Origin of the sequence: Oceanithermus desulfurans, assembly GCF_014201675.1 — a bacterium.
Classification (GTDB): Bacteria; Deinococcota; Deinococci; order Deinococcales; family Marinithermaceae; genus Oceanithermus; species Oceanithermus desulfurans.
In genome coordinates, this window is record NZ_JACHEZ010000006.1 from 25,129 (window position 1) to 49,733 (window position 24,605).

Below are 24,605 nucleotides of genomic sequence, written 5' to 3' on the forward strand. Positions count from 1 at the left end.
TTGCGAAACCAAGACCTGGGGCCGTTAGCTGGTTCAGGCGATCACCTCCCGTCCTTCGAGGAAAGCGCCTTGCGTTTCAGGCGGTACTCGCCGTAGACGTGCAGCAGCTGTTTGGCGGCCATGGCCAGGATCAGGAGGCTGCCCACGACGACCTGGATCAGGTCGTTGGTCACCCCCAGGGCCAGCAGCCCCTGCCGCAGGAAGCCCAGGATCATCCCCGCGAGCAGCGTGCCCAGGATCGTGCCGCTGCCGCCCAGGATGTCGGCCCCGCCGAGCACCACCGCGGTGATGATGGGCAGCAGGGCGTCGCCCCCCAGGTCGGCGCGCGCCGAGGTGAAGTACGAGGTCAGCATCACCCCCGCGAGCGCCGCCCCGAAGCCGCTGAGCACGTAGGCCCAGACGAGCACCCGGCGGATGGGCACCCCGCTGTAGGCGGCGGCCTTGGGGTTCACGCCGATAAGGTAGAGGTAGCGGCCGAAGCGGGTCTTGTGCAGCAGCAGCGAAAGCACGAGGGCGAAGAACAGCACCGCGAGGAACGGGTAGGGCACGATGCCCAGGCTGCCTTCGGTCAGGGCGATGAAGGCGTCGGGCAAGCCGGTGATGCCTTCGTACTGGTAGGCCGCGAGGCCCGCCGAGCCGTAGGCCTTGAACCCCAGCTTGTCGAGGAGCGCCGGCATGCCCTGGGCCAGACCCGCGAACATGAAGAGGGTGCCGAGGGTGATGACGAGGGGGTTGACGTCGGTCCGGGAGACGAAGAAGCCGTTGAAGGCGCCGGCGAGGACGCCCACCAGCAGGGCTACGGCCAGCGCGACGAAGACGTTCACCCCGGCCACCCAGACGAGGCCCAGGGTGATCGAGGCCAGCCCCATCACCGAGACGCCCGAGATGTCGATGCCCGCAGTGATGATGACCAGGGTCAGCGGCAGCGCCGCGAAGAGGATGTGGGTGAAGTCGAGCGTCGAGTAGAGCAGGTTCTCGAGGTTGAAGAAGACGGGGTTGACCAGCCCCAGCACGGCCAGCTCCAGCAGCAGGAGCACGAAGAGCGCGAACTCCCAGCTGCGCAGGTAGCGCGTCCACTTCATGCGCCACCTCCCGCGTCGCCGCGGATGCGGGCCTGGCGCCGCTGCAACTCGAGCGCGCTCCGCACGCGGTAGTCGACGTAGACGACGATGAGCAGGATGATGCCCGCGAAGGCGTTGTCCCAGATCCCCGGCACGCCCAGGAAGATCAGCATGCTGTGCACCGCGGTGAGGAAGAGCGCTCCGATCGCGGCGCCCACCGGCGTACCCACGCCGCCCGTCAGGCTGACGCCGCCCAGCACGTTGGCGGCGATCGCCTTGAGCTCGAACCCGTCGGCGGCATTCATGGAGACGAAGCCGATCTGCGAGGTGAAGACGATCGCGGCAAGGGCGGCGAAGGTGCCCGCCAGGGTGTAGGCGGCGAACTGGGTCCAGCGCACCGGCAGACCCAGCAGGTAGGCCCCCGCCTCGTTATCCCCTACGGCGTAGAAGTAGCGGGCGAGGCGCACCCTGAGCGTTACGAAGGCCGTGAGCGCCAGCAGGGCGAGGGTCAGCCAGACGAAGAAGGGAACGCCCAGGAAGCTCCAGAGGTTGGGCTCCTTGATGCTCTGCGGCAGGTTCTCGATCCAGCTTCCGCCGGTGATGATGCGCATCAGCCCCCGGTAGATGCCGAGGGTGCCCAGGGTCATGATGATGGGCGGCACCCGCAGGAAGGTGACGCCGAAGGCGTTGAGCGCGCCGGCCAGGGTCCCGGCGGCGACGGCCGCAAGGGCGGCGGCGCCCACCGGCCAGCCCAGGTTCAGGGTGGTGCCCAGCACCACCGCCGCCAGCCCCGCGGTGGCGCCGACCGAGACATCGATGCCGCGCGTGAGGATCACGAACATCTCGCCCAGGGAGATCAGCACCAGGGTGAGGCTGGCGTTGAAGATCTCGACGATCGAGTCGGGCTTGAAGAAGTTGGGGTTGAACAGCCCGGTGACGACGACGAGCAGCACCAGCAGCAGGGTGACCAGCGCCTCGCGGCTGCGCAGCAGCGGTTTCACGGCCGCACCTCCGCCACCCCGAAGGAGGCCGCCGTGACCCGCTCCAGGGTGAGGTTCCCGCCCTCGAGGCGCTCGACGATGCGGCCGCGGTGCATGACCAGGACCCGGTCGCTCAGCTCCACCACTTCCTCCAGCTCGGAAGAGATCAGCAGCACCCCGACCCCGGCGCCGGTCAGGGAGCGGATCAGCCGGTAGACGTCCTGACGGGCGGAAGCGTCGATGCCGCGCGTGGGCTCGTCGAGGATGACGACCCTGGGCTCGGCCGCGAGCGCCCCCGCGAGCACGACTTTCTGCTGGTTGCCGCCCGAGAGGGTGCCCGCGGGCTGCCACATGCTGCCCAGCTTGATGTTCAGCGAACGCACGAAGCCGTCGGCCACCTCGGCTTCCCGGCGGGTGTCGAGGAAGAAGCGGCCAAGGCGGCCGAGGATGCCGGCCGTCATCGTGTACACGCTTGGAAGCTCGAGGAAGATGCCGTGGGCGTGGCGGTCTTCGGGAACGTAGACGAGGCCCCGCTCGCGGCAGAGCGCCGGCGAGCGGCGGGGGAGGGGGCGGCCGTGCACGACCACCTCGCCGCGCGCGTGCGGGTCGATGCCCACGATCGCCTCGCAAAGCTCGGTGCGGCCCGATCCCACCAGCCCGGCGAGGCCCACGACCTCGCCCGGGTAGACCTCCAGGCTCACGTCCGCGAAGGCCTCGCTGCTCAGCCCGCGAACCGCGAGCAGCGGTTCGTCGCCCCGACGGGCCGGCTTTTCGCTCTCCGGCGGCCTGGCCCCCGCCGTCGCCGATCCCGGCGGCACCATGGCCTCGATGAGGTCGTGGGGGGTCAGGCGCTCGCGCCGGTCGCTGAGCACCATGCGGCCGTCGCGCAGCACGCTGATGCGGTCGGCCACCTCCATCACCTCGTTCAGGCGGTGGGAGATGAAGACGATGCCGATGCCGCGTCCCGCCAGGGTGCGCATCCGCTGGAAGAGGCTCTCCGCTTCGCGGAAGGTCAGGGCCGAGGTGGGCTCGTCGAAGATCAGCAGCCGGGCGCGCCGCAGCAGCCCCCTGAGGATCTCGAGCAGCTGCTGCTGGGCGATGCTTAGAAAGGCGCCCTGTTCGTCCAGGTGCACCTCGAAGCCCAGCTCCTCGATCAACGGCGCCACCGCGTGCGCCAGCACCGCGGGCGGCAGCCCCAACCCGATCCCCAGGTTTTCCAGGACGGAGAGGTGCGGGAAGACGTGGGGTTCCTGCGGCACCATGTAAATGCCGTGTTCGTGCGCGGCGCGGGGCGAGTCCAGGCGCAGGGGACGCCCTTCCAGCTCGAGCCGCCCCTCGTCGAGAGGGTAGGCCCCCGAGATGATCTTCATCGTGGTGGACTTGCCGGAGCCGTTGCCGCCTAAAAGCGCGTGGATCTCGCCGTGGGCCACTTCGAAGTCGATTCCCCGCAGCACGGGCACACCGGCGAACACCTTCCAGGCGCCCTGGAGGCGCAGCAGCGGCGGTCCGTCGGGCGGCACCGCGGGGGCGTGGGGCGCGCTCACCGCTTCCTCCGGCGGGGACGGGTCGGTCTGGATGCTTCTACGTTCAACACCATGGCGTAGGGGCCTCCCGGGCTTCTGCGCTGAATCACATATGACAGCGCGTTGTAACTTATGTGCACATCCTAAGTCGGTTCGCGAGAACGTGTCAAGGGTCAGGTACCTCTTGAAAACCCGCGTGTTATCGAACGCCTGCTTGTAGCGATGCTTATTCGCTGTGATAGAGTGTTGTCACGTATGTGCACACGGGGAGGGCATCGTCCATGAATGAGGCCGAACGCGGAACCGGCCGCGGCCGCCCGCGCGAAGACCGCCTCGCCTACCTGGCGCGGGTGGCTTCGCTTTACTACGAGGAGCAGAAGACGCAGCAGGAGATCGCTGCGCTGCTGGGGATTTCGCGGTCAGGGGTTTCACGCCTGATCACGGAGGCGCGCGAGCGCGGGGTGGTGGAGATCATCGTGCACCATCCACTACAGACCGCCCCCGACCTGGCCGCGGAGCTGCAGCAGCGCTACGGCCTCAAGGACGTACGGGTCCTGGCCGGGCGCGAGGAGGCCTACGCCCGCACCCTCAAGCGTCTGGGCGAGCTGGCGGCCCGCTACTTCGAGGACCTGCTGCACGACGGCATGACGATCGGCATCTCCTGGGGCGGAGCGCTGTACGAGATGATCCGCGCGATCCGCCCCCGTGTCCACGAGAACGTCGAGGTCGTTCAGCTCATCGGGGCTACGGGCGCCGAGGCCACCCCCACGAGCGGTCCCATCCTGGCGCAGCTGCTGGCCGAGCGCCTCGGCTGCCGCAGCTACCAGCTGCACGCGCCGCTGATCGTGGACGGCGCGGCGGCGCGCCAGGCCCTGCTGGACGAGCGCCACATCCGCGAGACGCTGGAGCGGGCCCGCAGGGCCGACATCGCCCTGGTGGGCATCGGCACCACCCGATCCGGTTACTACAGCCTGGTGCGGGCGGGCTACCTCACGGAGGCGGAGGCCGCGGAGATCCGCAAGAGCGGAGCGGTCGGCGACGTTTGCGCGCAGCACTACGGTTTCGACGGCCGCTGGCTCGATATCGATCTGAACCGCAGGGTGATCGGCATCGACCACGACGCTTTGCGACGCATCGATACCGTGATCGGCGTGGCCGGGGGCGCGGTCAAGGCCCAGGCGATCCACGGGGCGCTGCGGGGTCGCTACGTGAACGTGCTGATCACCGACGAGGCCGCAGCGCGCCGCTTGCTGGAGATGGACGTCGCCTAGGGGGCGTCGTCGAAGACGGCTTCGACACCTTCGAGTACGAGAAGCTCGCCCGAGTCGAGACGGTAGCGCACCACCCGGCCGCGCACCTCGCCGTCGGGGCCCTGGCTGACGACGGGATCCCCGTAGAGGTAGGCGTAGCCTTCGGATTCGATCACGTAAGCCGACTCTGCGCGGGTGGTGCGGTCCTGCTGCGTCAGGACCACCTCCCCCTGAAGGGTGAGGGTGTCCTCGTCGAGGTCGTAGACGAGGGTCTGCGACGAGCCGTTCAACGGTTTTTCCCCGGCGCGCTCGAGCCGGATGGGGCCGGTCACCCGCGCCTTGCCGGTGGTGTTGTCGTAGTCGAGGCGGCGCCCCCAGGCGCGGCTCTTGCCCTGAACCACCTCGACGGCCTGGTCGCCGTCCGAGAGGTTTACCGCGAAACGGTCGACGTCTTCCAGGTAGCGGACCTCGCCGTCGCCGAGCACGACCCGCTCGCTTACGCCCTTGACGCGTTCGACCTGGGCGATGTGGCCGTAGGCTTCGGTGTCCTCGCCGAAGCGGACCCGGGTGCGGTAGGGCGCAGGGTCGTAGATCAGGAAGCGCTGCAGGTCGTGCCGGGCCGTCTCCCCCTCGGGATAGGGGCGCAGTTCCAGCAGGTAGGCCCGTCCGCCGCCGTCGTCGAGGTCGGGGTTGTAGACGGCCCAGACGAAGTCGCCGGTCGCGAGCGCCGGGTCGACGTGGCTGCGGGCGTCGAACCACAGCTCCACGCCGTCCACCCGCGCGCGGCGCGCGTCGGGGTCGAGCGTCTCGAGGTAGCCCGTCTGCACGTCCAGGTACTCGATGACGAAGACGTCGCTGACGTCGTCGGGGCTGGTTTTCACGGCGACGATGGGTTTCCCCTCGCGCTCGAGCTCGACGGTGGGGCAGTTGACGCAGGCCTCATCCGCCGGCTGCGCTCCCGCCCAGAGCATGAGGGCGAGGGCGAGGGCGGCTGCGGCTCTACTCACCAACCTTCTTGAACTCCCCTGAGGGCAGGGTGAAGGGTTTGCGGTAGACCTGCACCCGGTGCTTGTTGACGTTGTGCAAGAGCGTCCCGCCCGAGGTCTTGAACCCCTCGGCCGCGTTGACGCTGCGCGCGGGGTTGCCGATCACGATGGCCTCGCCGGTCTCGTCGTCGTAGTAGAGAGCCTCGCCGGTGGTGGTGATCTCGCCGTCGACCAGCTTCACCCCGCCGGTGGCGATCAGCTTCTTGCTGCGGGTGAGGCTGCGCACCTCGGGCGCGTTGATGACGAGCTCGCCGTCCTTGCGCTCGCGCACCAGCTTGACCGTGCCCTGGTCCATGGTGAAGACGGCGAGGCCGCGCTCCTCTTCGTAGTAGACGCGGTCGGCCCACCCCTTCTGGTTCCCGCTCGCCAGCACCACCCCGCCCGACGAGGTCGAAATGTCGGTGTCGACGTCGAAGCTCATCTCCTGGGCACGCACCTCGACGGGGTCCTCGCCTTCCTTGGCGGGTTCCTGGTGCATCTCGGCGGGGCCGGCCAGCACCCCCAGGCCGGTGGCCTCGGAGTAGACGAGCCGCGGACCCTTGGCGGTGAGGCGGCCGCGCGTCACCGTGACGCCGCCTTCGAAGGTCGCGGTGCGCTCGCCTTCGGCGGCCTGCATGCTCATGCCCTCGGGGGCCTCGAGCACCGCCTTGCTCGCCAGGATCTGCAGATCGCCGACGGAGCCTACGATGCCGTCGGGCCGGTTGCTTTCGTAGATCCAGGGGCCGTTGCGCAGGTTGCCGCTGCGACGGCCGTCCTCGTAGCTGATCTTGATGATGCGGCTGTTCGCCGCCGCCAGCGCCAGCGCGCCGATCAGCAGGAACCACAGGATTCGGGTCATGCGCGAGCTACTCATTGGGGGCACACTCCTTGACGTTGTCCATTTCGACGATGTCCTCTCCGTTTTCCCACTGCGCCTCTTCAAGTTTAAAGTCCGAGCGGAACCGCTCGCCGCGCACCGAGATCCCGGGGCCCGTGAGCGTAAAGGTGGGGGCGTAGAAGCCGCGGTCCTGGCGGATGCGCACCGGGGGCTCGCCCTCGCCGCCCAGCTTGATCTCGTAGCACTCGCGGGGAATGCGGATGACCGCGTAAGGCAGCGTCAGGTCGTCGTTGCGGTCGATGGTGACCTCGGGGGCGTCGAGAGTGAGGTCCAGCTCGCCGTCGACGTAGCGCGCCCCCTCGCGCAGGCCGGTGGCCACCGAGGTCTGCTTTGCGGGGCTGTTCTCGATGCGCGCGGCGTAGAAGACCCACTCGGCCTTGGGATCCGAGCTCGGATAGAGCCGCAGCTTTACGCCGGTGAGTTCGACGCCGCGGTCCCGCGGAGGCGGGCTGCTGACCGGAAGGTTCGCGAAGTAGTACGAGGCCGCGGCGATGCCCAGCAGCAGCAGCACGGCGTATCGGGTCACGGTTCCAGCCTACGGGCCGCCCTACTGAAAAGCGTGAAGCGGCGCTAAACCCGGCTGGGTATAGTAGGGGCGATGGCGGAGGACTGCGACGAACGCAGCATCATCGCACGCTACTTCCCGGGGACGCCGCCCGAGCTCTGGCCCGCGGGGGAGGTGCTCTACTACCGCGACGAAGAAGGGCGGATCGTCATCCGGGAGCACCCGCTGGAGCTGCGCTTCGAGGTGCTGGAGCGGGTGCCCAGCGGGAAGCCCGTCCTCTGCGACGCCTGCCGCCGGCAGATCGCCCGCCACGCCGCGGTCTTCGCCCGGGCGGAGCTGCCCGCGGGGGAGGGGCGGCACTACCTCTACCGCAGCTTCTGCGCCGACACCCAGGCCTGCGCCGAGCGCGCGGAGCCCCGGTATTTGAGGGAAATCCTGGCGCGCGTTATACTGCACTGACCGACCCAGGGGCTCCCTGGGTCGTTCGCAGGCGGTCGCGCCCGAAGGAGGCAGCATGGCACGCGAGGTAAAACTGACCAAAGCAGGCTACGAGCGACTGCAAGAGGAACTGGCCGAAGAGAAGAAGCGCCTGGAGGAGGCCACCCGCATCCTCCAGGAGCAGATGGAGAGCTTCGAGGACTACGAGGACTCGGGGCTCGAGGAGGCCAAGCGCGAAAAGGCGCAGATCGAAGCGCGCGTCGACGCGCTCGAGGACATCCTGCACCACGCGGTCATCATCGAGAGCGCCGAGGGCGACAAGGTCACCCTGGGCTCGGTCGTCGTCGTTCAGGACGAAAAGACCGGTGAGAGCCTGACGCTGCAGATCGTAGCGCCGGCCGAAGCGACGGTGCTTGAGGAGCCCATGCGCGTCTCCGACGAGTCGCCCCTGGGCAAGGCGCTGCTGGGGCGCAAGGAGGGCGACAAGATCCGCGTCGACACCCCTTCGGGCAAGCGGCGTTACCGCATCCTTTCCGTGGGTGCCTAGCGATGCGGCCGCCCCCCGACCAGCTCAAACAACGCCTCGCCAACCTGGAAGCCCTGGTCGAGGCGGGGTTCGAACCCTTCCCGTACCGTTACGAAAAGACCCACGACGCGGCGCAGATCCTCCAGGCCCACGCCGGCGCCGGCCCCGAGGAGGCCTGGCCCGACGAGCGCGTCCGCGTCGCCGGCCGCCTGGTCAGCCTCCGCCGCATGGGGAAGGTGACCTTCGCCCACCTGCTCGACGAGAGCGGGCGCATCCAGCTCTACTTCCATCGCGACGCCACCGACCGCTACCGGATGCTCAAGAAGCTCGACATCGGCGACATCGTCGGGGTCGAGGGCACCGTCTTCACCACCAAGACCGGAGAAATCACCGTCGCCGTCGAGCGGTGGCAGCCGCTGGTCAAGGCGCTCAGGCCGCTGCCCGACAAGTGGCACGGCATCAAGGACAAGGAGGTGCGCTACCGCCAGCGCTACCTCGACCTGATCGTCAACCCCGAGGTGCGCGTCGTCTTCCGCACCCGGGCCCGGGTCGTCCGGTACCTTCGCCGCTTCCTGGAGGAGCGCGGCTTCCTCGAGGTGGAGACGCCGGTCATCCTGCAAACGGCCGGGGGCACCGAGGCGCGGCCCTTCAAGACCTTTCACAACGCGCTCGCCCACGAGTTCGAGCTGCGCATCTCGCTGGAGCTGCCGCTCAAGAAGCTGCTCGTCGGCGGCTACGAGAAGGTCTTCGAGCTCGGCCGGGTCTTCCGCAACGAGGGCATCGACGCCCAGCACAACCCCGAGTTCACCATGCTCGAGGCCTACTGGGCCTACGCCGACTACCAGGACATGGCGGAGATGACCGAGGCCATGCTCTCCAGCCTGGTGCGGGAGCTGACGGGCGGCTACACCGTCACGTACCAGGGCCGCACCATCGACTTCACGCCCCCGTTCCGCAGGCTCTCCTTCGTGGAGGTGCTGCGCCGCAAGGCGGGCCTCGACTTCGACCCCCTCGACCTCGACCGCCTGCGCATCTGGGCCGACGCCAAGCACCCCGAGCTGGTCGAGGTTCCCAGCTACAAGCTCCTCGACAAGCTCTTCGAGCTCTACGTCGAAGAGGAGCTGCACGACCCCACCTTCGTCTTCGACTTCCCCGCCGTGATCAGCCCGCTGGCCAAGAAGCACCGCGAGCGCCCGGGGCTGACCGAGCGCTGGGACCTCTTCGTCGCGGGGATGGAGCTGGCTCCGGCCTACTCGGAGCTCAACGACCCCCTGGATCAGCGCGAACGCTTCGAGGAGCAGGCGCGTCGCCGCGAGGGGGGCGACGAGGAGGCCCACCGCGTCGACGAAGACTTCCTCACTGCACTCGAGCACGGCATGCCGCCCGCGGGCGGCCTGGGGCTGGGCATCGACCGCCTGACGATGATCCTTACGGACCAACCGTCGATCCGCGACGTCATCCTCTTCCCGCTGCTGCGTCCGCGCGCGCCGGAGGGGGAGGCCGAGCCCGCGGAAGACTGAACCGCGCCGCGTCCGCCCGGGGGGACATACGCCAGACGCACGCCCGCTAAGCTGGCGGTGAAGGAGGTGGACGTGCTCAAGCCCCAGGTGGAGATCGAACACTTCAGGGTTCGTGTACGCGGACCCCGCGAAACGGTGGAGCGCATCGCCGACCGCCTCATGTCGGCCGACTACCCCTACAGCACCGACGGCAGCCTCATGGGTGCGAAGTACGCCGAATTCATCGTCACCTTCGACGGCATCACCGAAGCGCAGTGGTTCGCCGGCGTCGCCAGCGACGAGCTCTTGGGCGAGGCCCTGGCCGAGCCCGACGTCGAGTAGCTAACCCTCCGCTTCCGCCTCGCCCAGCGCCCGCTTGGCGAGTTTTTTGCCCGTCGGCGTCTGGGCCAGACCACCCTCGCCGGTCTCCTTCAGCTCCGGCGGCAGAAGCCGGCCGATGCTGGCCATGGCCAGGATGACCTCGTCGGCGGGGATGGGGCTCTCGATGCCGGCCAGCGCTTGCTGAGCGGCGCTGACGGCGTGGACCGCGTAGAAGCCGTTGCGCATCACGCAGGGTACCTCGACGAAGCCGCCCACCGGGTCGCAGACGAGGCCCAGGGTGTTTTGCAGGGCCAGGCCCGCGGCGTGCACCGCCTGGGCTGCCGTGCCCTCGAGCAGCTCGACCACCGCGGCGGCGGCCATGGCGGCGCTCGAGCCGATCTCGGCCTGGCAGCCGCCGCTGGCCCCGGCGATGAAGATGGTGCGGCTGATGATCTGGCCCACGCCGGCGGCGAGGACGACGGGCATCAGGAGCCGATCCTCGGGGATTCCCAGGTGGTCGGCGACGCCGAAGAGGGCGCCGGGCAGGGTGCCGGCGCTGCCCGCGGTGGGCGCGGCTACGATGCGGCCCATGCGCGCGTTTTCCTCGTTCACGGCCATGGCGTAGGCCTGCACGCGCTTGAGCAGGGGCGCTTGCAAGGGGTCGTCCGCCTCCCAGAGGGTCCGGGCGTTCCAGCCGACCATGCCGGCGACGCTCGGCGCCTTGGTGGCGAGCCCCTTCTCGATCGAGGCCCGCATGACCCGCAGCCGCTCGCGCAGCGGGGCGAGCACCTCTTCCTCGCTGCGGCCCGAGGCGGCCACCTCGCCCTCCAGCACGCAGCGCGAGGGCGTGCGGGGGCAGCGGGCGAGTTCACGCAGGGTCTCGGGCATGGCGCGGATCAGGGTTCCCGGGATAGGTGTTCGAGGGTGCGGGCGGCGGCGTCGCGGCCGTCGCGCACCACTTCCGGCAGGCCGACGCCGCGGTAGGCGGCGCCGATGAGCTCGAGTCCCGGCCAGCGGCTGGGGGCCGCTTCGATGCGGCGCACCCGGTCCAGGTGCCCCACGGTGTACTGGGGCATCCCCGCCTTCCAGCGGTAGGTCCAGGCGGCCTCGTGATCGGGGATGGGGCCGACGATACGCTCGAGGTCGCTGCGGGCCGCGTCGACGAGCCCCTTCTCGTCGAGCCCGGCCCCCGCGCCCGAGAAGTAGGCGCGCACGAGCAGCTTGTCCTCCGGGGCGCGGCCGGTCCACTTGCGGCTGAGCCAGGTAAAGCCGCGGGCGCGGGTGCCCTCGCCGGCGGCCACCAGGACCCCGTGCCCCACGACCTCGGGGAAGCGGCTGCGGTCGAAGGCCAGGGTGACCGTGGCCGTGTCCCCGTAGGGGATCTCCCGCAGCGGTGCGGCCAGCTCGGGGTCCAGCGGCCCGAGCAGCTCCCCCGCCACCCGCGCCGGCACCGCCAGCACCAGGGCGTCGAAGCCTTCGGTGCCCCAGGGTCCGAAGAGCTGCCAGCGACCCTCGTGGTGCTCAAGCCGCTCCACGGGGGCGCCCAGTCGCCAGTCCACCCGGTCGGCGGCACGTGTCACCGCCTCGACGACGCGCCCAAGCCCTCCCTGCAGGGAGGCGAAGAGGCTGCCGCCTTCGCGGCTGCCCTGGCGGCGGCGCATCGCGCGCAGGGAGCCGAGGATGAGCGAGCGGTTCTTGGCCTCGAGCTCCTTGAGCATGGGGAAGGCGGCGAGGGTCGAGAGCTCGTAGGGATCGCCGCCGTAGATGCCTCCGGTCAACGGGGCCGCCAGGTTGTCCCATACCTCGCGGCCGAGCCGGCGCTGCACGAAGGCGCCGAAGGGTTCGTCGCCCTCGGGGCCGCGCGGCAGGAAGAGGTCAAGCGCCGCGCGCAGCTTGCCCGCCGGGGAGAGCAGCGGGGTGCGCACGAGCGGTCCGAAGCGCGAGGGGATGACGACGTTCAGGCCCTCGGGCAGGGGGTAGCCGCGCCCGCCCTTGAAGATCAGGGCCGCGGGTTTGGCGGGGGTGGTGCCCACCACCTCACCCTCGAGCCCCAGCTCGCGCACCAGATCGAGGAACCAGGGTTTGTAGCGCACCACCGCGTCGGGGCCGCCTTCGAGCCGGTAGGGGCCGGACTGCACCGAGCGGACCTTGCCCCCCAGCCGCCGGTCCGACTCGAAGAGAACGACCTGCACGGGCCGGCCGGCCACCTCCGCGGCGCGCTGCAGGTAGTAGGCCGCCGCCAGCCCGGCCATGCCGCCGCCGACCACGGCTGCTTTCTTCACGGCGTTTCCTCGAACCAGGCCCGTTCGACCAGATCGGCCAGCACCGCGACGTAGTCGTCCGCGTCGTTGAGGCTCTCCGCGCGCACCAGGTGCACCCCGAGCTCGGCCGCCGTCTGCCGGGCTTCAAAATCGAGGTCGTAGAAGACCTCGAGGTGGTCGGCCGGGAACCCCACGGCCGCGACGACGGCCTCCCGCAGGCCCGCGCGCGCGTCCTCGCGCAGCGCGTCGTTGATGTCGGGCCCGAGCCAGGCCTCGTCAGTGCGCCCCGCCGACTGCCAGGCCACCCGCCAGCGGACGAGCCCGAGCCGCCGCGCCACCGCTTTCGCCGTGGCCTCGACCTGACGGGGGTAGACCCCGCCGTCGGCTTCGACGGAGCGGAGGGGGATGGAGTGGGCGGTGAAGTAGACGACGGCGCGCTCCGGGTCGCGAATACGCCACAGGGCGCGGTTGACGCGCCGGGCCACGGCGGCCACGTACCCCGGGTGGACGTAGTACTCCTCGACGAAGCGCACCGTAAAAGGCTCGCCCAGCTCGTCCAGGGCCAGGTCCACGCGTTCGCGGTACTCGGCGATGGAGCGCAGCGAGTAGTGGGGGGCGGCGACGACCGCGACCGCGCGGTCCACGCCCTCCTCGGCCATCTGACGGACGGCCCCGGCGATGAAGGGGGCGTTGTGCTTGGCCCCAACGTAGACACGCGCGTCGCCCCGGGGGTCGCGCGGCTCGGGGGCGGTGGCCAGCCCCCGGGTAAAGCGGGGCAGGCGGCGGTTCAGTTCGCCCTCGAGCTTGCGGGCGAGGGAGAAGGTGATCTCGTTGAGGGGGCTCTTCCCGATCGAGCGGTAGCGTTCGCGCAGCTCCCCCAGCAGGGCCGGCGGGGGGGCGTGGCCGTGGCGGATGTCGGTGTAGTAGTCGGCGAGCTCCCCTTCGTCGTACGGGGTACCGTAGTACATCAGCAGGACGTTCATGTGCGCACCTCGCTCAGGGTGTGGACGAGCTCCACCGCCCGGCGCACCGCGTCCGGCGGCGTGCCCGGGAGGATGCCGTGGCCCAGGTTGAAGATGTGCCCCGGGCGACCGGTGTTCGCCGAAAGCACGGCCTCGACGCCGCGGGCGAGGACCGGTTCCGGAGCGAAGAGGAGCGTGGGGTCGAGGTTCCCCTGCACCGGGCGGGTGCCCAGCCGGTCGCGCGCCCAGTCCAGCGGAGTGGTGGTGTCCACCCCGATGACGTCCCCGCCGGCCTCGGCCATGGGGCTGAGCAGGTGCATCGTCTGGGTGCCGAAGTGAACGACCGGGACGCCCAGGGGTTTCAGGGCCTCGAAGAGACGCCGCATGTGCGGGGCGACGTAGCGTTCGTAGTCGTGGCGGGTCAGCCGCCCCACCCAGCTGTCGAAGACCTGGAGCGCGTCGGCCCCGGCGGCGGCCTGGGCGCTCAGGTACTCGACCATCGCGTTGGTGAGCGTGCGCATCAGCAGGTTCCAGGCCTCCTCTTCGGCGTACATGAAGCCCTTCACCTTGACGAAGTTCTTGCTCGGCCCCCCTTCGATCAGGTAGCTCGCGAGGGTGAAAGGCGCGCCGGCGAAGCCGATCAGGGGTACCTCGAGCTCGCGTTTCAAGATCCGGATGGCCTCGAGCACGAAGGGGGTGTGGGCCTCGGCCGAGAAGAGGTGGATGCGGCGCACGTCCTCGGCGGTGTCGATCGGGTTGTGGATCACCGGGCCCCGGCCCTCGACGATGTCCAGGTCGAAACCCATGCCGTAGAGGGGGGTGGTGATGTCGGCGAAGAGGATGGCCGCATCGAACCCGAACTGCCGTACCGGGAGCCGCGTCACCTCGGCGGTGACCTCCGGGTGGCGCACGATCTCGGGCAGGGTGTAGCGCTCGCGGATCTTGCGGTATTCCGGTTGATAACGACCGGCCTGGCGCATGAACCAGACCGGGGTGTAGGGCGTGGCTTCGCCCCTGGCGGCACGGAGAAAGACGTCGTTCACGTACGTGATTGTAACGTGCTTTCATGGGAAGCGGGCGAGACCGGATGGCTTTTTTCGCCGCGTCCTGACACAATGAAAAGGTGCAGCTGGGACTGATCGGCGACCCCGTCCACCATTCCAGGAGCCCCGCGATGATGAACGCCGCGCTGGCGGCCGCCGGGCTGTCCGGCCGCTACCGCCTCCTGCCCACGCCCGCGGAGGCCCTGTCCGCGCGGCTGGCCGAGGTACGCGCCGGCATGGCGGGCGTGAACGTCACCGTGCCGCACAAGCGCCGGGTCGTCGCGCGGCTCGACGAAATCGACCCGGTGGCGGCGGCGATCGGCGCGGTGAACACGATCGTCAACCGTGAGGGCCGTCTCGTGGGCTTCAACACCGACGCCGACGGCTTTTACTGGGCTCTGGAGCGCGACGGGCTCTGCTCCGGAGAAGCGCTGGTGCTGGGCGCGGGGGGCGCGGCGCGCGCCGTCGTCTACGCCCTGGTGGCCCGGGGCTGGCTCGTGGGGGTGCACAACCGCACTCTCGAGCGCGCCCAGCGCCTCGTCGAGGAGGTCGGCGGCTGGCTGGTGGTGCCGCAGAAGCTGGAAAAGGCGGTGCGCCGAACCCCGTTGCTCGTCAACGCCACTTCGGTCGGCCTCGGCGACCCGGAGGCCTCGCCGCTGCCCCCGGGCGTCCTGCCTAAAGCGGGGGCCGTGGTGGACCTGGTCTACCAGCCGCTGGAAACCCGCTTGCTGCGGGAGGCGCGGGCCGCCGGGCTCGCCGTACAGGACGGGCTGGCGATGCTCCTGGGCCAGGGGGTGCGCGCCTTCGAACTCTGGACCGGACGGCCGGCCCCGGTCGCCGTGATGGAGCGGGCGCTGCGGGAGGGGGGGCGCTGATGGAACTGCTGCTCTCGGCGCTGCTGGTCTTCGCGCTGCGGCTGCTCGACGTACCGCTTTCGACGGTGCGCATGCTCTACATGGTGCGGGGGCAGCGGGGGGTGGCCGCGGCGCTGGCCTTCTTCGAGGCGCTGATCTGGCTGGTCGCGATCACCCGCGTCTTCGCGCACCTGACCTCCCCGGTGCAGTACCTGGGCTGGGCGTTGGGCTTCGCCGTCGGCACCGCGCTGGGGATGGGGGTCGAAGGCTGGCTGGCGCCGGGCTACGTCACCCTGCGCATCATCACCCGCGGCTCGGCGCGCACGCTCGTCAACCGTCTGCGGAGCGCGGGCTACGGGGTAACCGAGGTCGAGGGCCGGGGGCTCGAGGGCCCGGTCGCGGTGCTCTACGTGGTGGTGCAGCGCCGCAGCGTCCGCTCGCTGCTGCGCCTCGTCGAGGAGCACGACCCCAAGGCCTTCATCACCCTCGAGCAGACCCAGCGCGCCCGCGGCGGGCACGTGCGCGAGCGGCCCCTCTGGGGCGGGGTGCGCAAGTGAACCCGCAGCGGCCGCTGCGCACCCTGGCGGAACCCGCGGGGTACGAGGAGGAGATCAGGAAGAGCCGCTTCGTCTGCTTCGCGGCGCGCGCCGACGACGCTGAGGAGGCCAGGCTCTTCCTGGAGTCGGTGAAGGACCCCTCCGCCACCCACAACTGCTGGGCCTACCGCATCGGCCCCGCCTACCGCTTCTCCGACGACGGCGAACCGGGGGGGACCGCCGGGCAGCCTATCCTGCGGGCCATCGAGGGCCACGGCCTCGACCACGTGGTCGTGGTGGTGACCCGCTACTTCGGCGGCGTCAAGCTGGGAGCGGGCGGCCTGGCGCGCGCCTACGGCGGCGTGGCCGCCGAGTGCCTGCGGAGGGCGCGGATCCTCGAGATCCAGCCCCAGCGCCGCCTCCTGGTCGCGATCCCCTACGCCCTGAGCGCCAAGCTCTACCCGATCCTCGTCGCCGCCGGGGCCCGGCGGCTGGGCGAGGCCTACGCCTCGGACCACCTCGTGTGGGAAGTGGAGGTCGACGCCGCCCGGGTTCCCGAGCTGGAAGCCGCGCTGCGCGACGCCAGCAAGGGCAGCGTGCGCGTGCAGCCGTTAGAATGAACGGCGTGCAGCAGCCCGGTCTCTTTCAAAGCAAACCCGAGCGCATTGTTCTGGTGGACGGCCACCACCTGGCCTTCCGCAGCTACTACGCCCTCAAGGACGCGGGGCTCTCCACGAGCCGCGGTGAGCCCGTCCACGCGGTCTACGGCTTCGCCCGCACCCTGCTCAAGCTGCTGCGCGAGGACGGCGACTGCGTGATCGTCGTATTCGACGCCCCGGGGCCCAGCTTCCGGCACGAGGAGTTCGCAGGCTACAAGGCGCAGCGGGTCGCCCCGCCCGAGGACTTTGGGCCCCAGGTCGAGAAGATCAAACAGCTCGTCGACCTCCTGGGACTGGTGCGCCTCGAGGTGCCCGGGGTCGAGGCCGACGACGTGCTGGCCACCCTGGCGCGGCGCGCCGAACGCGAGGGGTACGAGGTCGTCATCCTCACCAGCGACCGCGACACCTACCAGCTCCTCAGCGACCGCGTCCTCGTCGTCACCCCCGACGAGCGCCGCATCACCCCCGACTACCTGCGCCAGAAGTACGGGGTCGGCCCCGAGCAGTGGGTCGATTACCGCGCCCTCACCGGCGACCCTTCGGACAACATCCCGGGGGTCAAGGGCGTGGGCGCCAAGACCGCGGCCAAGCTGCTCGCCGAGTGGGGCAGCCTCGACCGGCTCTACGCCCACCTTGACGAGGTTACCCCGCCCGGAGTCCGCAAGAAGCTGGAGGAGGGCCGGGAGGCGGCGTTCTTCTCTCGGGAAATATCGCGCATGCGCACGGAGGTGCCGCTCGACGTCGACCTGGCCGGCTGCCACCGCAACGAAGTGGACAGCGAAGGGCTGCGCCGATTCCTGCTCGACCTGGAGTTCGGCACGCTGCTGCGGGAGCTGGGCCTGATCCAGGCCCCGGGCGCGCAGGAGGCCGAGTGGCCCCCGCCCGAACGGGCCTGGCTGGGCTACGTCTTCGACCGACCCGAGCCGATGTGGGCCGAGCTGGGCCAGCTCGCGGCGGCCTGGGACGAGCGGGTGGCCGAGGGACCGGCGCGCGCCGTCGAGCTCGAGCGCTTTCCCCAGCTCGACGCCATCCAGGCGAAGGACCTGACCGTCTGGGCGCTGCGGGAGGGCGTGCGCGCCCGCCCCGGCGACGACGCGCTGCTGCTCGCCTACCTCTACGACCCCAGCAACAACCAGCCCGCGAGTACGGTGCGGCGCTACGGCGTAGGCGACTGGACCGACCGCGCCCGCGACCGCGCCCTCGCCGCCCGCTACCTGTGGCAGGAGATGAGCCGCCGGCTCGAGAACGAGGAGCGCTTGTGGTGGCTCTACCGCGAGGTCGAGCGGCCGCTGCAGCGGGTGCTGGCGGCGATGGAGCGCCGCGGCGTGAAGCTCGACGTCGACTACCTGCTGGCCCTTTCCCAGCAGCTCGCGGCCGAGCTGGAGCGGCTGGAAGCCGAGATCCACCGGCTCGCCGGCCACCCCTTCAACCTCAACTCGCGTGATCAGCTCGAGACCGTCCTCTACGACGAACTCGGCCTGGCCGCGGGCCGCCGCACCGCCAAGACCGGCAAGCGCTCCACCTCGGCGAGCGTCCTCGAGACCCTGCGCGGGGCCCACCCCATCGTCGAGAAGATCCTGCAGTACCGTGAACTCGCCAAGCTGAAGGGCACCTACCTTGACCCGCTGCCCAAGCTGGTGCATCCGCGGACGGGGCGGTTGCACACCCGCTTCCACCAGACGGGCACGGCGACCGGCCGGCTGTCCAGCTCCGACCCCAACCTGCAGAACATCCCCATCCGCACCGAGATCGGCCGCAGGATCCGCAAAGGCTTCGTCGCCGGCGAAGGCTACCGCCTGGTGGTGGCCGACTACTCGCAGATCGAGCTGCGGGTGCTCGCCCACCTTTCGGGCGACGCGAACCTGCAGCGCATCTTCCGCGAGGGGCGCGACATCCACACCCAGACGGCCGCCTGGATGTTCGGGGTCGAGGACGCGGAGGTCGACCCCTTCCGCCGGCGCGCCGCCAAGACGATCAACTTCGGCGTCCTCTACGGGATGAGCGCCCACCGCCTGAGCCGTGAGCTGGGCATCGACTACGGCGAGGCCCAGGCCTTCATCGACCGCTACTTCGACTCCTACCCGGGGGTGCGCGCCTTCATGGAGCGCGTCCTCGCCGAGGCGCGCGAGCGCGGTTACGTCGAGACCCTGTTCGGCCGCCGCCGCCACGTTCCCGAGCTGCTCTCCAAGGCGCGCAACGTGCGTGAGGCGGCCGAGCGGGTGGCCTTCAACATGCCCGTGCAGGGCACCGCCGCCGACCTGATCAAGCTGGCCATGGTCAAGCTGGCCCCGCGGCTCGAGCCCTTGGGGGCGGCGCTGCTGCTGCAGGTGCACGACGAGCTCGTCGTCGAAGCCCCCGAGGAGCGCGCCGAGGAAACGGCCCGGACCGTCAAGGCGACGATGGAGGAGGCCTGGAAGCTGGACGTTCCCCTGGCCGTCGAAGTGGGCGTCGGTCGCGACTGGCTCGAGGCCAAGTGACCCGGCGGTATACTGGCCCGGTATGAAGCGACGCTACTTCGGTACCGACGGCATTCGCGGCGAGGCGGGGCGCGAGCCCCTCACCCCCGAGTTCGTGCTGCGCCTGGGCAAGGCCGCGGGACGCTACCTGAGCCAGCGGGCCGAACGCCCGGTGGTGCTGATCGGCAAGGACACCCGCGAGTCGGGCGACCTGCTGGAAGCGGCGCTGGCCGCGGGCCTCTTGAGCCAGGGCGTGGCCGTCGAACACCTGGGCATCCTGCCCACCCCCGGGGTGGCCTTTCTGACCGCGGAGCTGGGAGCCGACGCCAGCGTGGTCATTTCGGCGAGCCACAACCCCTACCAAGACAACGGCATCAAGTTCTTCGGTCCCGGCGGCACCAAGCTCTCCGACGAGGCCGAAGCCGCGATCGAGGAGCTTCTGGAAGCCGAGCTGGACACCACCCGCATCGCTACGGTGCGCAACCACCAGGAGGCCGAACGCATTTACATGGACCGGCTCGTGCGCATCGGGCCCCGGCTCGACGGCCTGCGCGTGGCCATGGACACCGCCAACGGCGCCACCTACCGGGTGGCCCCGCGCGTCTTCCAGCGGCTGGGGGCCGAGGTCTTCGCCGTCTTCACGACGCCCGACGGCCGCAACATCAACAAGGGCTGCGGCTCCACCCACCCCGAGACCCTGGCGCGGATCGTGCGCGAAGGCGGCTTCGACCTCGGCGTCGCCTTCGACGGCGACGGCGACCGGGTGGTGCTGATCGACCGCAAGGGGCGCGAGGCCAGCGGCGACCACCTCCTCTTCATCAACGCCGTGGTCCGCGAGGAACCCCTCGTGGTGGGCACGATCATGAGCAACCTGGGGCTCGAGCGCGCCCTGGGGGAGCGGGGCATCGCCTTCGAGCGCACCCCCGTGGGCGACCGCTACGTCTACGAGGCGCTCTTGAGGCGGGGCGGCCGCCTCGGGGGCGAGCAGAGCGGGCACGTCCTCTTCCTCGAGCACCTGCCCACCGGCGACGGCATCCAGACCGCCCTCCTCACCCTGGCCGCCGTACGGGATTCGGGCCGGCCGCTCGAGGCCTGGGTGGACGCGCTGCCCATGTACCCGCAGACCCTGGTCAACGTTCCCGTCAGCGACAAGCACCGGGTGATGGAGCACCCCGAGCTGGCCGACTGGATCGCGCGCGCGGAGGCGATGCTCGGCGGCGGGCGGATCAACGTGCGCCCTTCCGGGACCGAGCCGCTGGTGCGCATTATGGCGGAGGGCCCCGAAGAGCGCGCGGTCCACGAGGCGGCGGCCTGGCTCCGGGAGCGCATCGAGGCCGCGGTAGAATGAGAAGCGCGGCAGGGGCCGCGCGGGGGAGACGATGAGCCACAAGACCCTGAGCCGTCTGGAGCACCACGTGGCTCGGGCGCTCAGCGCGATCATCCACGACATGAAGGACCCCCGCCTGCCCATCGTGGTGACGGTGGAGCGGGTGCGCCTCAGCCCCGACCTTTCCCAGGCCCGGGTGCTGGTGAGTGCGATCGAGCGGTCCGAGGAGACGGCAGAGCTGCTCAACCACGCCCACCGCTACCTGCAGGAAGAGCTCGCCCACACGATGGAGCTGCGCCGCATCCCCCGCCTGCGCTTCTTCGCAGGGCCCGGGGAGGTGCTCTAGGGTGAAGAGCACCAGCCGCTTTCCGGTTCGCTACGCCGAAACCGACCAGATGGGGGTGGTCCACCACGCCGCCTACGTGCCCTGGCTCGAGCAGGGGCGGGTCGACTGGCTGGCCGAGCTCGGGGTTTCCTACGCCGAGCTGGAGCGCTCCGGCGTCTTCTTTCCGGTGGTGGGGCTGGAGCTCGCCTACCGCAGGGCCCTGCGCTTCGGCGACGCGGTGGTGGTCGAGACCAGGCTTACGGAGCTCGCCAGCCGCAGGCTCGTCTTCGCCTACCGCGTCTTCCGCGAGGGCGACGCCGTCCCGGCGGCCAGCGGCCGGAGCGTGCACGTCCCCCAGGACGCCGACGGCCGCGTCCGCCGCCTTCCCGAGGAGCTGGCGGCCAAGCTGCAGGCGGCCGCGGAACGCGAAACTTGAGTGTGCTATACTAAAGGTGCGCTCCGCACCGAAGGAGCTTTTCTGCATGAACGCCTTCGAACTCTACGAACGACACGTCAACCCCGGTCTCGCCGGCCTGCTGCGCTTCACCGGCCTCGACGTTGTCGAGGACCACGCCGAGGGCATGTACGTCTGGGACACCCAGGGCAAGCGTTACCTCGATTTCCTAGGGCTTTACGGCACCCTCAACCTGGGTCACCGCCATCCGCGCGTCGTCGAGGCCGTAAAGCAGCAACTCGACCGCATGCCGATGTCGGTGCGGGTGATGATCTCCGAGCCGACCGCGCGCCTGGCGGCGCGCCTGGCGGAGATCACCCCGGGCGACCTCTCCATGACCTTCTTCGGCAACTCGGGCACCGAGGCCGTAGAGGCCGCGTTCAAGCTGGCGCGCATGCACACCGGCAAGCCCGAGATCATCACCACCGAGAAGGGCTTCCACGGCAAGACGATGGGCGCCCTCTCGCTGACGCCCAAGCCCGAGTACCAGGAGCCGGTGGCGCCGCTGGTGCCCGGGGTGAAGGTCGTGCCCTTCGGCGACGCCGAGGCTGTGGCCGCGGCCATCGGCCCCGAGACGGCCGCGGTGATCGTCGAGCCCGTCCAGGGCGAGGGCGGCATCAACCTGCCGCCCGAAGGCTACCTGCGCGAGCTGCGCCAGATCACCCGGGAGCGCGGCGTGCTGCTGATCTTCGACGAGGTGCAGACGGGCATGGGCCGCACCGGCAAGCTGTGGGCCAGCGAGTGGGAAGACGTCGCGCCGGATCTGCTCACCAGCGCCAAGGCGCTGGGGGGCGGCGTGATGCCGATCGGCGCCGCGATCGGGCGTCCCGAGCTGTTCGAGCCCTTCCTGGAGAACCCGCTGGTGCACTCGTCCACCTTCGGCGGTAACCCCCTGGCCGCGGCCGCGGCGCTCGCGGCCATCGAGGTCACCCTCGAGGAGGATCTGCCCGCCCGCGCGCTGGCGATGGGCGAGCGGCTGATGCAGGGTCTGCGCGAGCTGGCGGACCGCTATCCCGAGCTGATCGCCGAGGTGCGGGGCCGGGGGCTGCTCGTCGGCCTCGAGTTCACCGACGCCGACATCGGCGCGATCGCCATCAGCGAACTGGCCGCTCGCGGCGTGCTCACCGCCTTCGGGCTCAACAACCCCAAGGTGGTGCGGCTGGAACCGCCGCTGATCGTCGAGGAAGTGCACATCCAAGAGGCCCTCGAGGCCCTGGACCACAGCCTCAAGGCCACGCTGGAGATGCTCTCCGGCGTGCTCTGAAAACCAACGTCTAGGAGGACGTGCGGAGCCGCGCTCCGCTAGTGAAGCATGACCAAAGAACAAGTCTACGAGTACATCAAAGCCAACCCCAAGAAGCCCTTCCACCTGCGTGAGGTGGCCCGGGGCCTGGGCCTGTCCAAGGACAAGGCCAAGCACGCCCTCGAGGAGCTCGTCGCCGAGGGCAAGCTGATCCGCACCCGACGCAAGACCTACGGCCTGCCCGAGAAGATGAACCTGGTCGTGGGCAAGCTCCAGATCCACACCGGCGGCTTCGGCTTCGTCCTCGTCGAGGACGGCGAGGACCTGTTCATCCCCCCGGGCAGACTCGCCGGCGCCTGGCCGCTGGACAAGGTGGTGGCGCGCATCCTGCCCACCCGCCCCGGCGGCAAGACCTCGGGCGAGGTGATCCGCATTCTCGAGCGCGCCAAGCAGAAGCTGGTGGGGACGCTCGAGTTCGCCCGCGGTTACGCCATCCTGCGCCCGGACGACAAGCGCTACCCCGAGCGGCTGCTGCTCAGCCCCGAAGGGCTCGAGGACCTGCGCGAGGGCGCCCGCATCGCCGTCGCTGTGCACTACCCCGAGGACACCGGCGAAAAGGAGCCCTTCGGGGTGCTGCACGAGTACCTGGGCCAGGGAGAGACCCCCGAGACGGAGACCCGCGCGGTCATCCAGAACTTCGACCTGCGGGAGAACTTCCCGCCCGAGGCGCTGGCCGAGGCCGAGCGCATCCCCCGCAAGATCCCCGCGCCAACCCTGAAGGCCCGCGAAGACTTCCGCAGCCTCCCCGTCTTCACCATCGACGGCGCCGACGCCAAGGACTTCGACGACGCCGTCCACCTCGAGCGCCTGCAGGAGGGCGGCTACCGCGTCGGCATCCACATCGCCGACGTGGCCCACTACGTGCGCGAGGGCAGCGCCCTCGACCGCGAGGCCTACGAGCGCGCGACCAGCGTCTACCTGCCCGGCCGGGTGCTGCCGATGCTGCCCGAGAAGATCTCGAACGGGGTCTGCTCGCTGGTGCCCGGCGAGGACCGCCTGACGATGTCCGTCGTGGCCACCCTGGACGAGAAGGGCGAGGTACGGGACTACCGCATCGTCCAGGGGGTGATCCGATCCAAGGCCCGGCTCACCTACGGCCAGGTCGAAGACCTGCTCTCCGGCGGGCGGCTGCCCGAGGAGGCCCGCTTCCTCGAGGACGACGTTCGCGAGCTCTACCGCCTGACGCGTCACCTCAAAGCGGGTCGCCTGGCCGCGGGAGCGCTCGACTTCGACACCCGCGAGGTCAAGGTCGACTTCGACGAAGGCGGCAACCTGCACCTGATCCCCATCCGCGAGGGCGAGGCGCGCAGCCTCATCGAGGAGCTGATGCTGCTGGCCAACCGCCTGGTGGCCCGCCACCTCGACGAGCGGGGCATTCCTACCCTCTACCGGGTGCACGAGGATCCGGTCGCCGACCGCTATAAGACCCTGGTCGAAGCCCTGAACCGCATGGGTTACCACCTGCCCGCCACGGACCCCGACCCCGCGGCCATGCAGCGGGTGCTCGAGGCGGCGCGCGGCAAACCCGAGGGCCCGGCGGTCTCCATGCTGGTGCTGCGCAGCATGAGCCTGGCCCGCTACGCCCACGAGAACCTGGGCCATTTCGGCCTCGCCTTCGAGGATTACCTGCACTTCACCAGCCCCATCCGTCGCTACCCCGACCTGGTGGTGCACCGGGTGCTCAAGGAGCTGATCAAGGGCAAGGGCAAGGTCGGGCCCAAGAAGAAGTCCGCCTGGGCCGAGAAGTTCCCCCGCGTGGCCGAGCACGCATCCGAGCGGGAGCGGGCCGCCGAGAAGGCGGAGCGCGACCTCACCAAGTACTTCCAGGTGAAGTGGGCCGAGGCCCAGGTCGGCCGGACCTTCACCGGGATCGTGAGCGGGGTGACCAACTTCGGCCTCTTCGTCGCCATCGAGAACGGCGTCGAGGGGCTGCTGCCGCTCAGCGACCTCAGCGACGACTACTACGAGTTCGTCCCCGAGGGGCTCGAGCTCGTCGGCCGCAGCACCGGTAAGCGCTGGCGTCTGGGGGACGCCATCAAGGTGCGCATCGAACGCGCCACCCCCGCACTCAGGCAGATCGATCTCGCGATCGAGGAGGAGAAGATGTCCACAAGCGAGAAGAAACCGACGAAGAAAAAGGCCCGCAGCCCGCGTCCTGCGGAAGGCAAGAAGAGCGAAAAGGCGCCGCGCGTGCTGGCGGGTCCGCCCCAGGAGAAGGCGCGCAACGACCGCCCGCCGCGGCTCACCGCTCAGAAGGTCTACTTCGGCGAGTGGATCGGCGAGGCCGAAGGCGAGGAAAAGCCGCGCGGCAAGACCCGCGGACGCCGCAAGAAATAGCGTAACCGTGGCGCTTGTCCTAGCCTCCACATCTTCCGGGGGTGTAGGGTAAGTGAGGTATC

Annotated in this window: 24 protein-coding genes; 14 read left to right on the forward strand and 10 right to left on the reverse strand. The window is 70.2% G+C overall.

The window, feature by feature from the left end; genetic code table 11:
• Positions 1–41: 41 nt before the first annotated feature.
• From HNQ05_RS08375 to HNQ05_RS08385, 3 genes are read right to left on the reverse strand one after another with little or no spacing between them, the layout of a single operon-like run.
• A complete protein-coding gene (locus HNQ05_RS08375; protein ID WP_147146169.1) occupies positions 42–1,082 on the reverse strand; it encodes an ABC transporter permease in 1,041 nt (346 codons plus the stop codon).
• Entirely contained in the window at positions 1,079–2,062 is a 984-nt protein-coding gene (locus HNQ05_RS08380) for an ABC transporter permease subunit (RefSeq protein ID WP_147146167.1), read from the reverse strand. The genes HNQ05_RS08375 and HNQ05_RS08380 overlap by 4 nt, the downstream gene beginning before the upstream one ends.
• Positions 2,059–3,585: a sugar ABC transporter ATP-binding protein gene (locus HNQ05_RS08385; protein WP_147146165.1), complete on the reverse strand. Its 1,527-nt coding sequence runs from the start codon at positions 3,583–3,585 to the stop codon at positions 2,059–2,061. Before HNQ05_RS08385 ends, HNQ05_RS08380 begins: the two co-directional genes overlap by 4 nt.
• 260 nt (positions 3,586–3,845) lie before the next feature.
• Here HNQ05_RS08385 and HNQ05_RS08390 point away from each other — a divergent pair, with 260 nt between their 5' ends.
• Positions 3,846–4,835 carry a sugar-binding transcriptional regulator gene (locus HNQ05_RS08390; RefSeq protein ID WP_147146163.1) on the forward strand — a complete coding sequence of 330 codons (990 nt, stop codon included), beginning with the start codon at positions 3,846–3,848 and terminating at the stop codon, positions 4,833–4,835.
• Here the strand turns inward: HNQ05_RS08390 and HNQ05_RS08395 are convergent.
• From HNQ05_RS08395 to HNQ05_RS08405, 3 genes are read right to left on the reverse strand one after another with little or no spacing between them, the layout of a single operon-like run.
• The gene (locus HNQ05_RS08395; RefSeq protein ID WP_147146161.1) at positions 4,832–5,821 is read right to left on the reverse strand and encodes a hypothetical protein; all 990 of its coding nucleotides are present in this window, start codon (positions 5,819–5,821) and stop codon (positions 4,832–4,834) included. The genes HNQ05_RS08390 and HNQ05_RS08395 overlap by 4 nt on opposite strands.
• Positions 5,814–6,698, reverse strand: a complete 885-nt coding sequence (locus tag HNQ05_RS08400; protein ID WP_183677749.1) for an LptA/OstA family protein — start codon at positions 6,696–6,698, stop codon at positions 5,814–5,816. The genes HNQ05_RS08395 and HNQ05_RS08400 overlap by 8 nt, the downstream gene beginning before the upstream one ends.
• Positions 6,699–6,705: 7 nt before the next feature.
• On the reverse strand, positions 6,706–7,263 hold the full coding sequence (locus HNQ05_RS08405; protein WP_147146157.1) for a hypothetical protein: 558 nt from the start codon (positions 7,261–7,263) through the stop codon (positions 6,706–6,708).
• A 72-nt stretch (positions 7,264–7,335) separates the two neighbouring features.
• Between HNQ05_RS08405 and HNQ05_RS08410 the strand changes: the two genes are divergently transcribed.
• From HNQ05_RS08410 to HNQ05_RS08425, 4 genes are read left to right on the forward strand one after another with little or no spacing between them, the layout of a single operon-like run.
• Positions 7,336–7,701: a hypothetical protein gene (locus tag HNQ05_RS08410; protein WP_147146155.1), complete on the forward strand. Its 366-nt coding sequence runs from the start codon at positions 7,336–7,338 to the stop codon at positions 7,699–7,701.
• A gap of 55 nt (positions 7,702–7,756) precedes the next feature.
• On the forward strand, positions 7,757–8,227 hold the full coding sequence (locus tag HNQ05_RS08415; protein WP_147146153.1) for a GreA/GreB family elongation factor: 471 nt from the start codon (positions 7,757–7,759) through the stop codon (positions 8,225–8,227).
• Positions 8,228–8,229: 2 nt separating this feature from the next.
• The gene (lysS, locus tag HNQ05_RS08420) at positions 8,230–9,726 is read left to right on the forward strand and encodes a lysine--tRNA ligase (RefSeq protein ID WP_147146151.1); all 1,497 of its coding nucleotides are present in this window, start codon (positions 8,230–8,232) and stop codon (positions 9,724–9,726) included.
• Between the two features lie 57 nt (positions 9,727–9,783).
• Positions 9,784–10,047, forward strand: coding sequence for a hypothetical protein (locus HNQ05_RS08425; protein ID WP_041554042.1), 264 nt, complete (start codon positions 9,784–9,786; stop codon positions 10,045–10,047).
• Here HNQ05_RS08425 and sdaAA read toward each other — a convergent pair whose 3' ends face one another.
• From sdaAA to hemE, 4 genes are read right to left on the reverse strand one after another with little or no spacing between them, the layout of a single operon-like run.
• Positions 10,048–10,914 (reverse strand): L-serine ammonia-lyase, iron-sulfur-dependent, subunit alpha, encoded by an 867-nt coding sequence (gene sdaAA / locus HNQ05_RS08430; protein ID WP_147146149.1) that lies wholly within the window; start codon positions 10,912–10,914, stop codon positions 10,048–10,050. It abuts the gene before it with no gap.
• Between the two features lie 8 nt (positions 10,915–10,922).
• Positions 10,923–12,308, reverse strand: a complete 1,386-nt coding sequence (gene hemG, locus HNQ05_RS08435; protein ID WP_147146147.1) for a protoporphyrinogen oxidase — start codon at positions 12,306–12,308, stop codon at positions 10,923–10,925.
• Positions 12,305–13,270, reverse strand: a complete 966-nt coding sequence (gene hemH, locus HNQ05_RS08440) for a ferrochelatase (protein ID WP_147146144.1) — start codon at positions 13,268–13,270, stop codon at positions 12,305–12,307. Before hemH ends, hemG begins: the two co-directional genes overlap by 4 nt.
• Positions 13,267–14,301 carry a uroporphyrinogen decarboxylase gene (hemE, locus tag HNQ05_RS08445; protein WP_183677757.1) on the reverse strand — a complete coding sequence of 345 codons (1,035 nt, stop codon included), beginning with the start codon at positions 14,299–14,301 and terminating at the stop codon, positions 13,267–13,269. Before hemE ends, hemH begins: the two co-directional genes overlap by 4 nt.
• A gap of 71 nt (positions 14,302–14,372) precedes the next feature.
• Between hemE and aroE the strand changes: the two genes are divergently transcribed.
• From aroE to rnr, 9 genes are read left to right on the forward strand one after another with little or no spacing between them, the layout of a single operon-like run.
• Positions 14,373–15,167 carry a shikimate dehydrogenase gene (gene aroE, locus HNQ05_RS08450; protein WP_147146140.1) on the forward strand — a complete coding sequence of 265 codons (795 nt, stop codon included), beginning with the start codon at positions 14,373–14,375 and terminating at the stop codon, positions 15,165–15,167.
• Entirely contained in the window at positions 15,167–15,703 is a 537-nt protein-coding gene (locus tag HNQ05_RS08455; protein WP_147146137.1) for a DUF2179 domain-containing protein, read from the forward strand. The genes aroE and HNQ05_RS08455 overlap by 1 nt, the downstream gene beginning before the upstream one ends.
• Complete coding sequence (locus HNQ05_RS08460; protein WP_147146135.1) at positions 15,700–16,302, forward strand: IMPACT family protein; 603 nt, start codon at positions 15,700–15,702, stop codon at positions 16,300–16,302. The genes HNQ05_RS08455 and HNQ05_RS08460 overlap by 4 nt, the downstream gene beginning before the upstream one ends.
• Entirely contained in the window at positions 16,299–18,818 is a 2,520-nt protein-coding gene (gene polA / locus HNQ05_RS08465; protein WP_147146133.1) for a DNA polymerase I, read from the forward strand. Before HNQ05_RS08460 ends, polA begins: the two co-directional genes overlap by 4 nt.
• A 22-nt stretch (positions 18,819–18,840) precedes the next feature.
• Complete coding sequence (glmM, locus tag HNQ05_RS08470; protein ID WP_147146131.1) at positions 18,841–20,145, forward strand: phosphoglucosamine mutase; 1,305 nt, start codon at positions 18,841–18,843, stop codon at positions 20,143–20,145.
• A 31-nt stretch (positions 20,146–20,176) separates the two neighbouring features.
• Entirely contained in the window at positions 20,177–20,470 is a 294-nt protein-coding gene (gene rbfA / locus HNQ05_RS08475; RefSeq protein WP_147146129.1) for a 30S ribosome-binding factor RbfA, read from the forward strand.
• 1 nt (position 20,471) lies between these two features.
• On the forward strand, positions 20,472–20,885 hold the full coding sequence (locus tag HNQ05_RS08480) for an acyl-CoA thioesterase (protein WP_147146127.1): 414 nt from the start codon (positions 20,472–20,474) through the stop codon (positions 20,883–20,885).
• Positions 20,886–20,931: 46 nt separating this feature from the next.
• On the forward strand, positions 20,932–22,167 hold the full coding sequence (locus HNQ05_RS08485; RefSeq protein ID WP_147146125.1) for an aspartate aminotransferase family protein: 1,236 nt from the start codon (positions 20,932–20,934) through the stop codon (positions 22,165–22,167).
• 48 nt (positions 22,168–22,215) lie between these two features.
• Positions 22,216–24,543, forward strand: a complete 2,328-nt coding sequence (gene rnr, locus HNQ05_RS08490) for a ribonuclease R (RefSeq protein ID WP_147146123.1) — start codon at positions 22,216–22,218, stop codon at positions 24,541–24,543.
• Positions 24,544–24,605 lie beyond the last annotated feature (62 nt).

Coding starts and splice junctions, on each gene's coding strand:
- HNQ05_RS08375 (WP_147146169.1), bottom strand. CDS start 1,082: ATGAAGTGGACGCGCTACCTGCGCAGCTGGGAGTTCGCGCTCTTCGTG.
- HNQ05_RS08390 (WP_147146163.1), top strand. CDS start 3,846: ATGAATGAGGCCGAACGCGGAACCGGCCGCGGCCGCCCGCGCGAAGAC.
- HNQ05_RS08400 (WP_183677749.1), bottom strand. CDS start 6,698: ATGACCCGAATCCTGTGGTTCCTGCTGATCGGCGCGCTGGCGCTGGCG.
- HNQ05_RS08410 (WP_147146155.1), top strand. CDS start 7,336: ATGGCGGAGGACTGCGACGAACGCAGCATCATCGCACGCTACTTCCCG.
- HNQ05_RS08415 (WP_147146153.1), top strand. CDS start 7,757: ATGGCACGCGAGGTAAAACTGACCAAAGCAGGCTACGAGCGACTGCAA.
- lysS (WP_147146151.1), top strand. CDS start 8,230: ATGCGGCCGCCCCCCGACCAGCTCAAACAACGCCTCGCCAACCTGGAA.
- sdaAA (WP_147146149.1), bottom strand. CDS start 10,914: ATGCCCGAGACCCTGCGTGAACTCGCCCGCTGCCCCCGCACGCCCTCG.
- hemH (WP_147146144.1), bottom strand. CDS start 13,270: ATGAACGTCCTGCTGATGTACTACGGTACCCCGTACGACGAAGGGGAG.
- HNQ05_RS08455 (WP_147146137.1), top strand. CDS start 15,167: ATGGAACTGCTGCTCTCGGCGCTGCTGGTCTTCGCGCTGCGGCTGCTC.
- polA (WP_147146133.1), top strand. CDS start 16,299: ATGAACGGCGTGCAGCAGCCCGGTCTCTTTCAAAGCAAACCCGAGCGC.
- glmM (WP_147146131.1), top strand. CDS start 18,841: ATGAAGCGACGCTACTTCGGTACCGACGGCATTCGCGGCGAGGCGGGG.
- rbfA (WP_147146129.1), top strand. CDS start 20,177: ATGAGCCACAAGACCCTGAGCCGTCTGGAGCACCACGTGGCTCGGGCG.
- HNQ05_RS08485 (WP_147146125.1), top strand. CDS start 20,932: ATGAACGCCTTCGAACTCTACGAACGACACGTCAACCCCGGTCTCGCC.
- rnr (WP_147146123.1), top strand. CDS start 22,216: ATGACCAAAGAACAAGTCTACGAGTACATCAAAGCCAACCCCAAGAAG.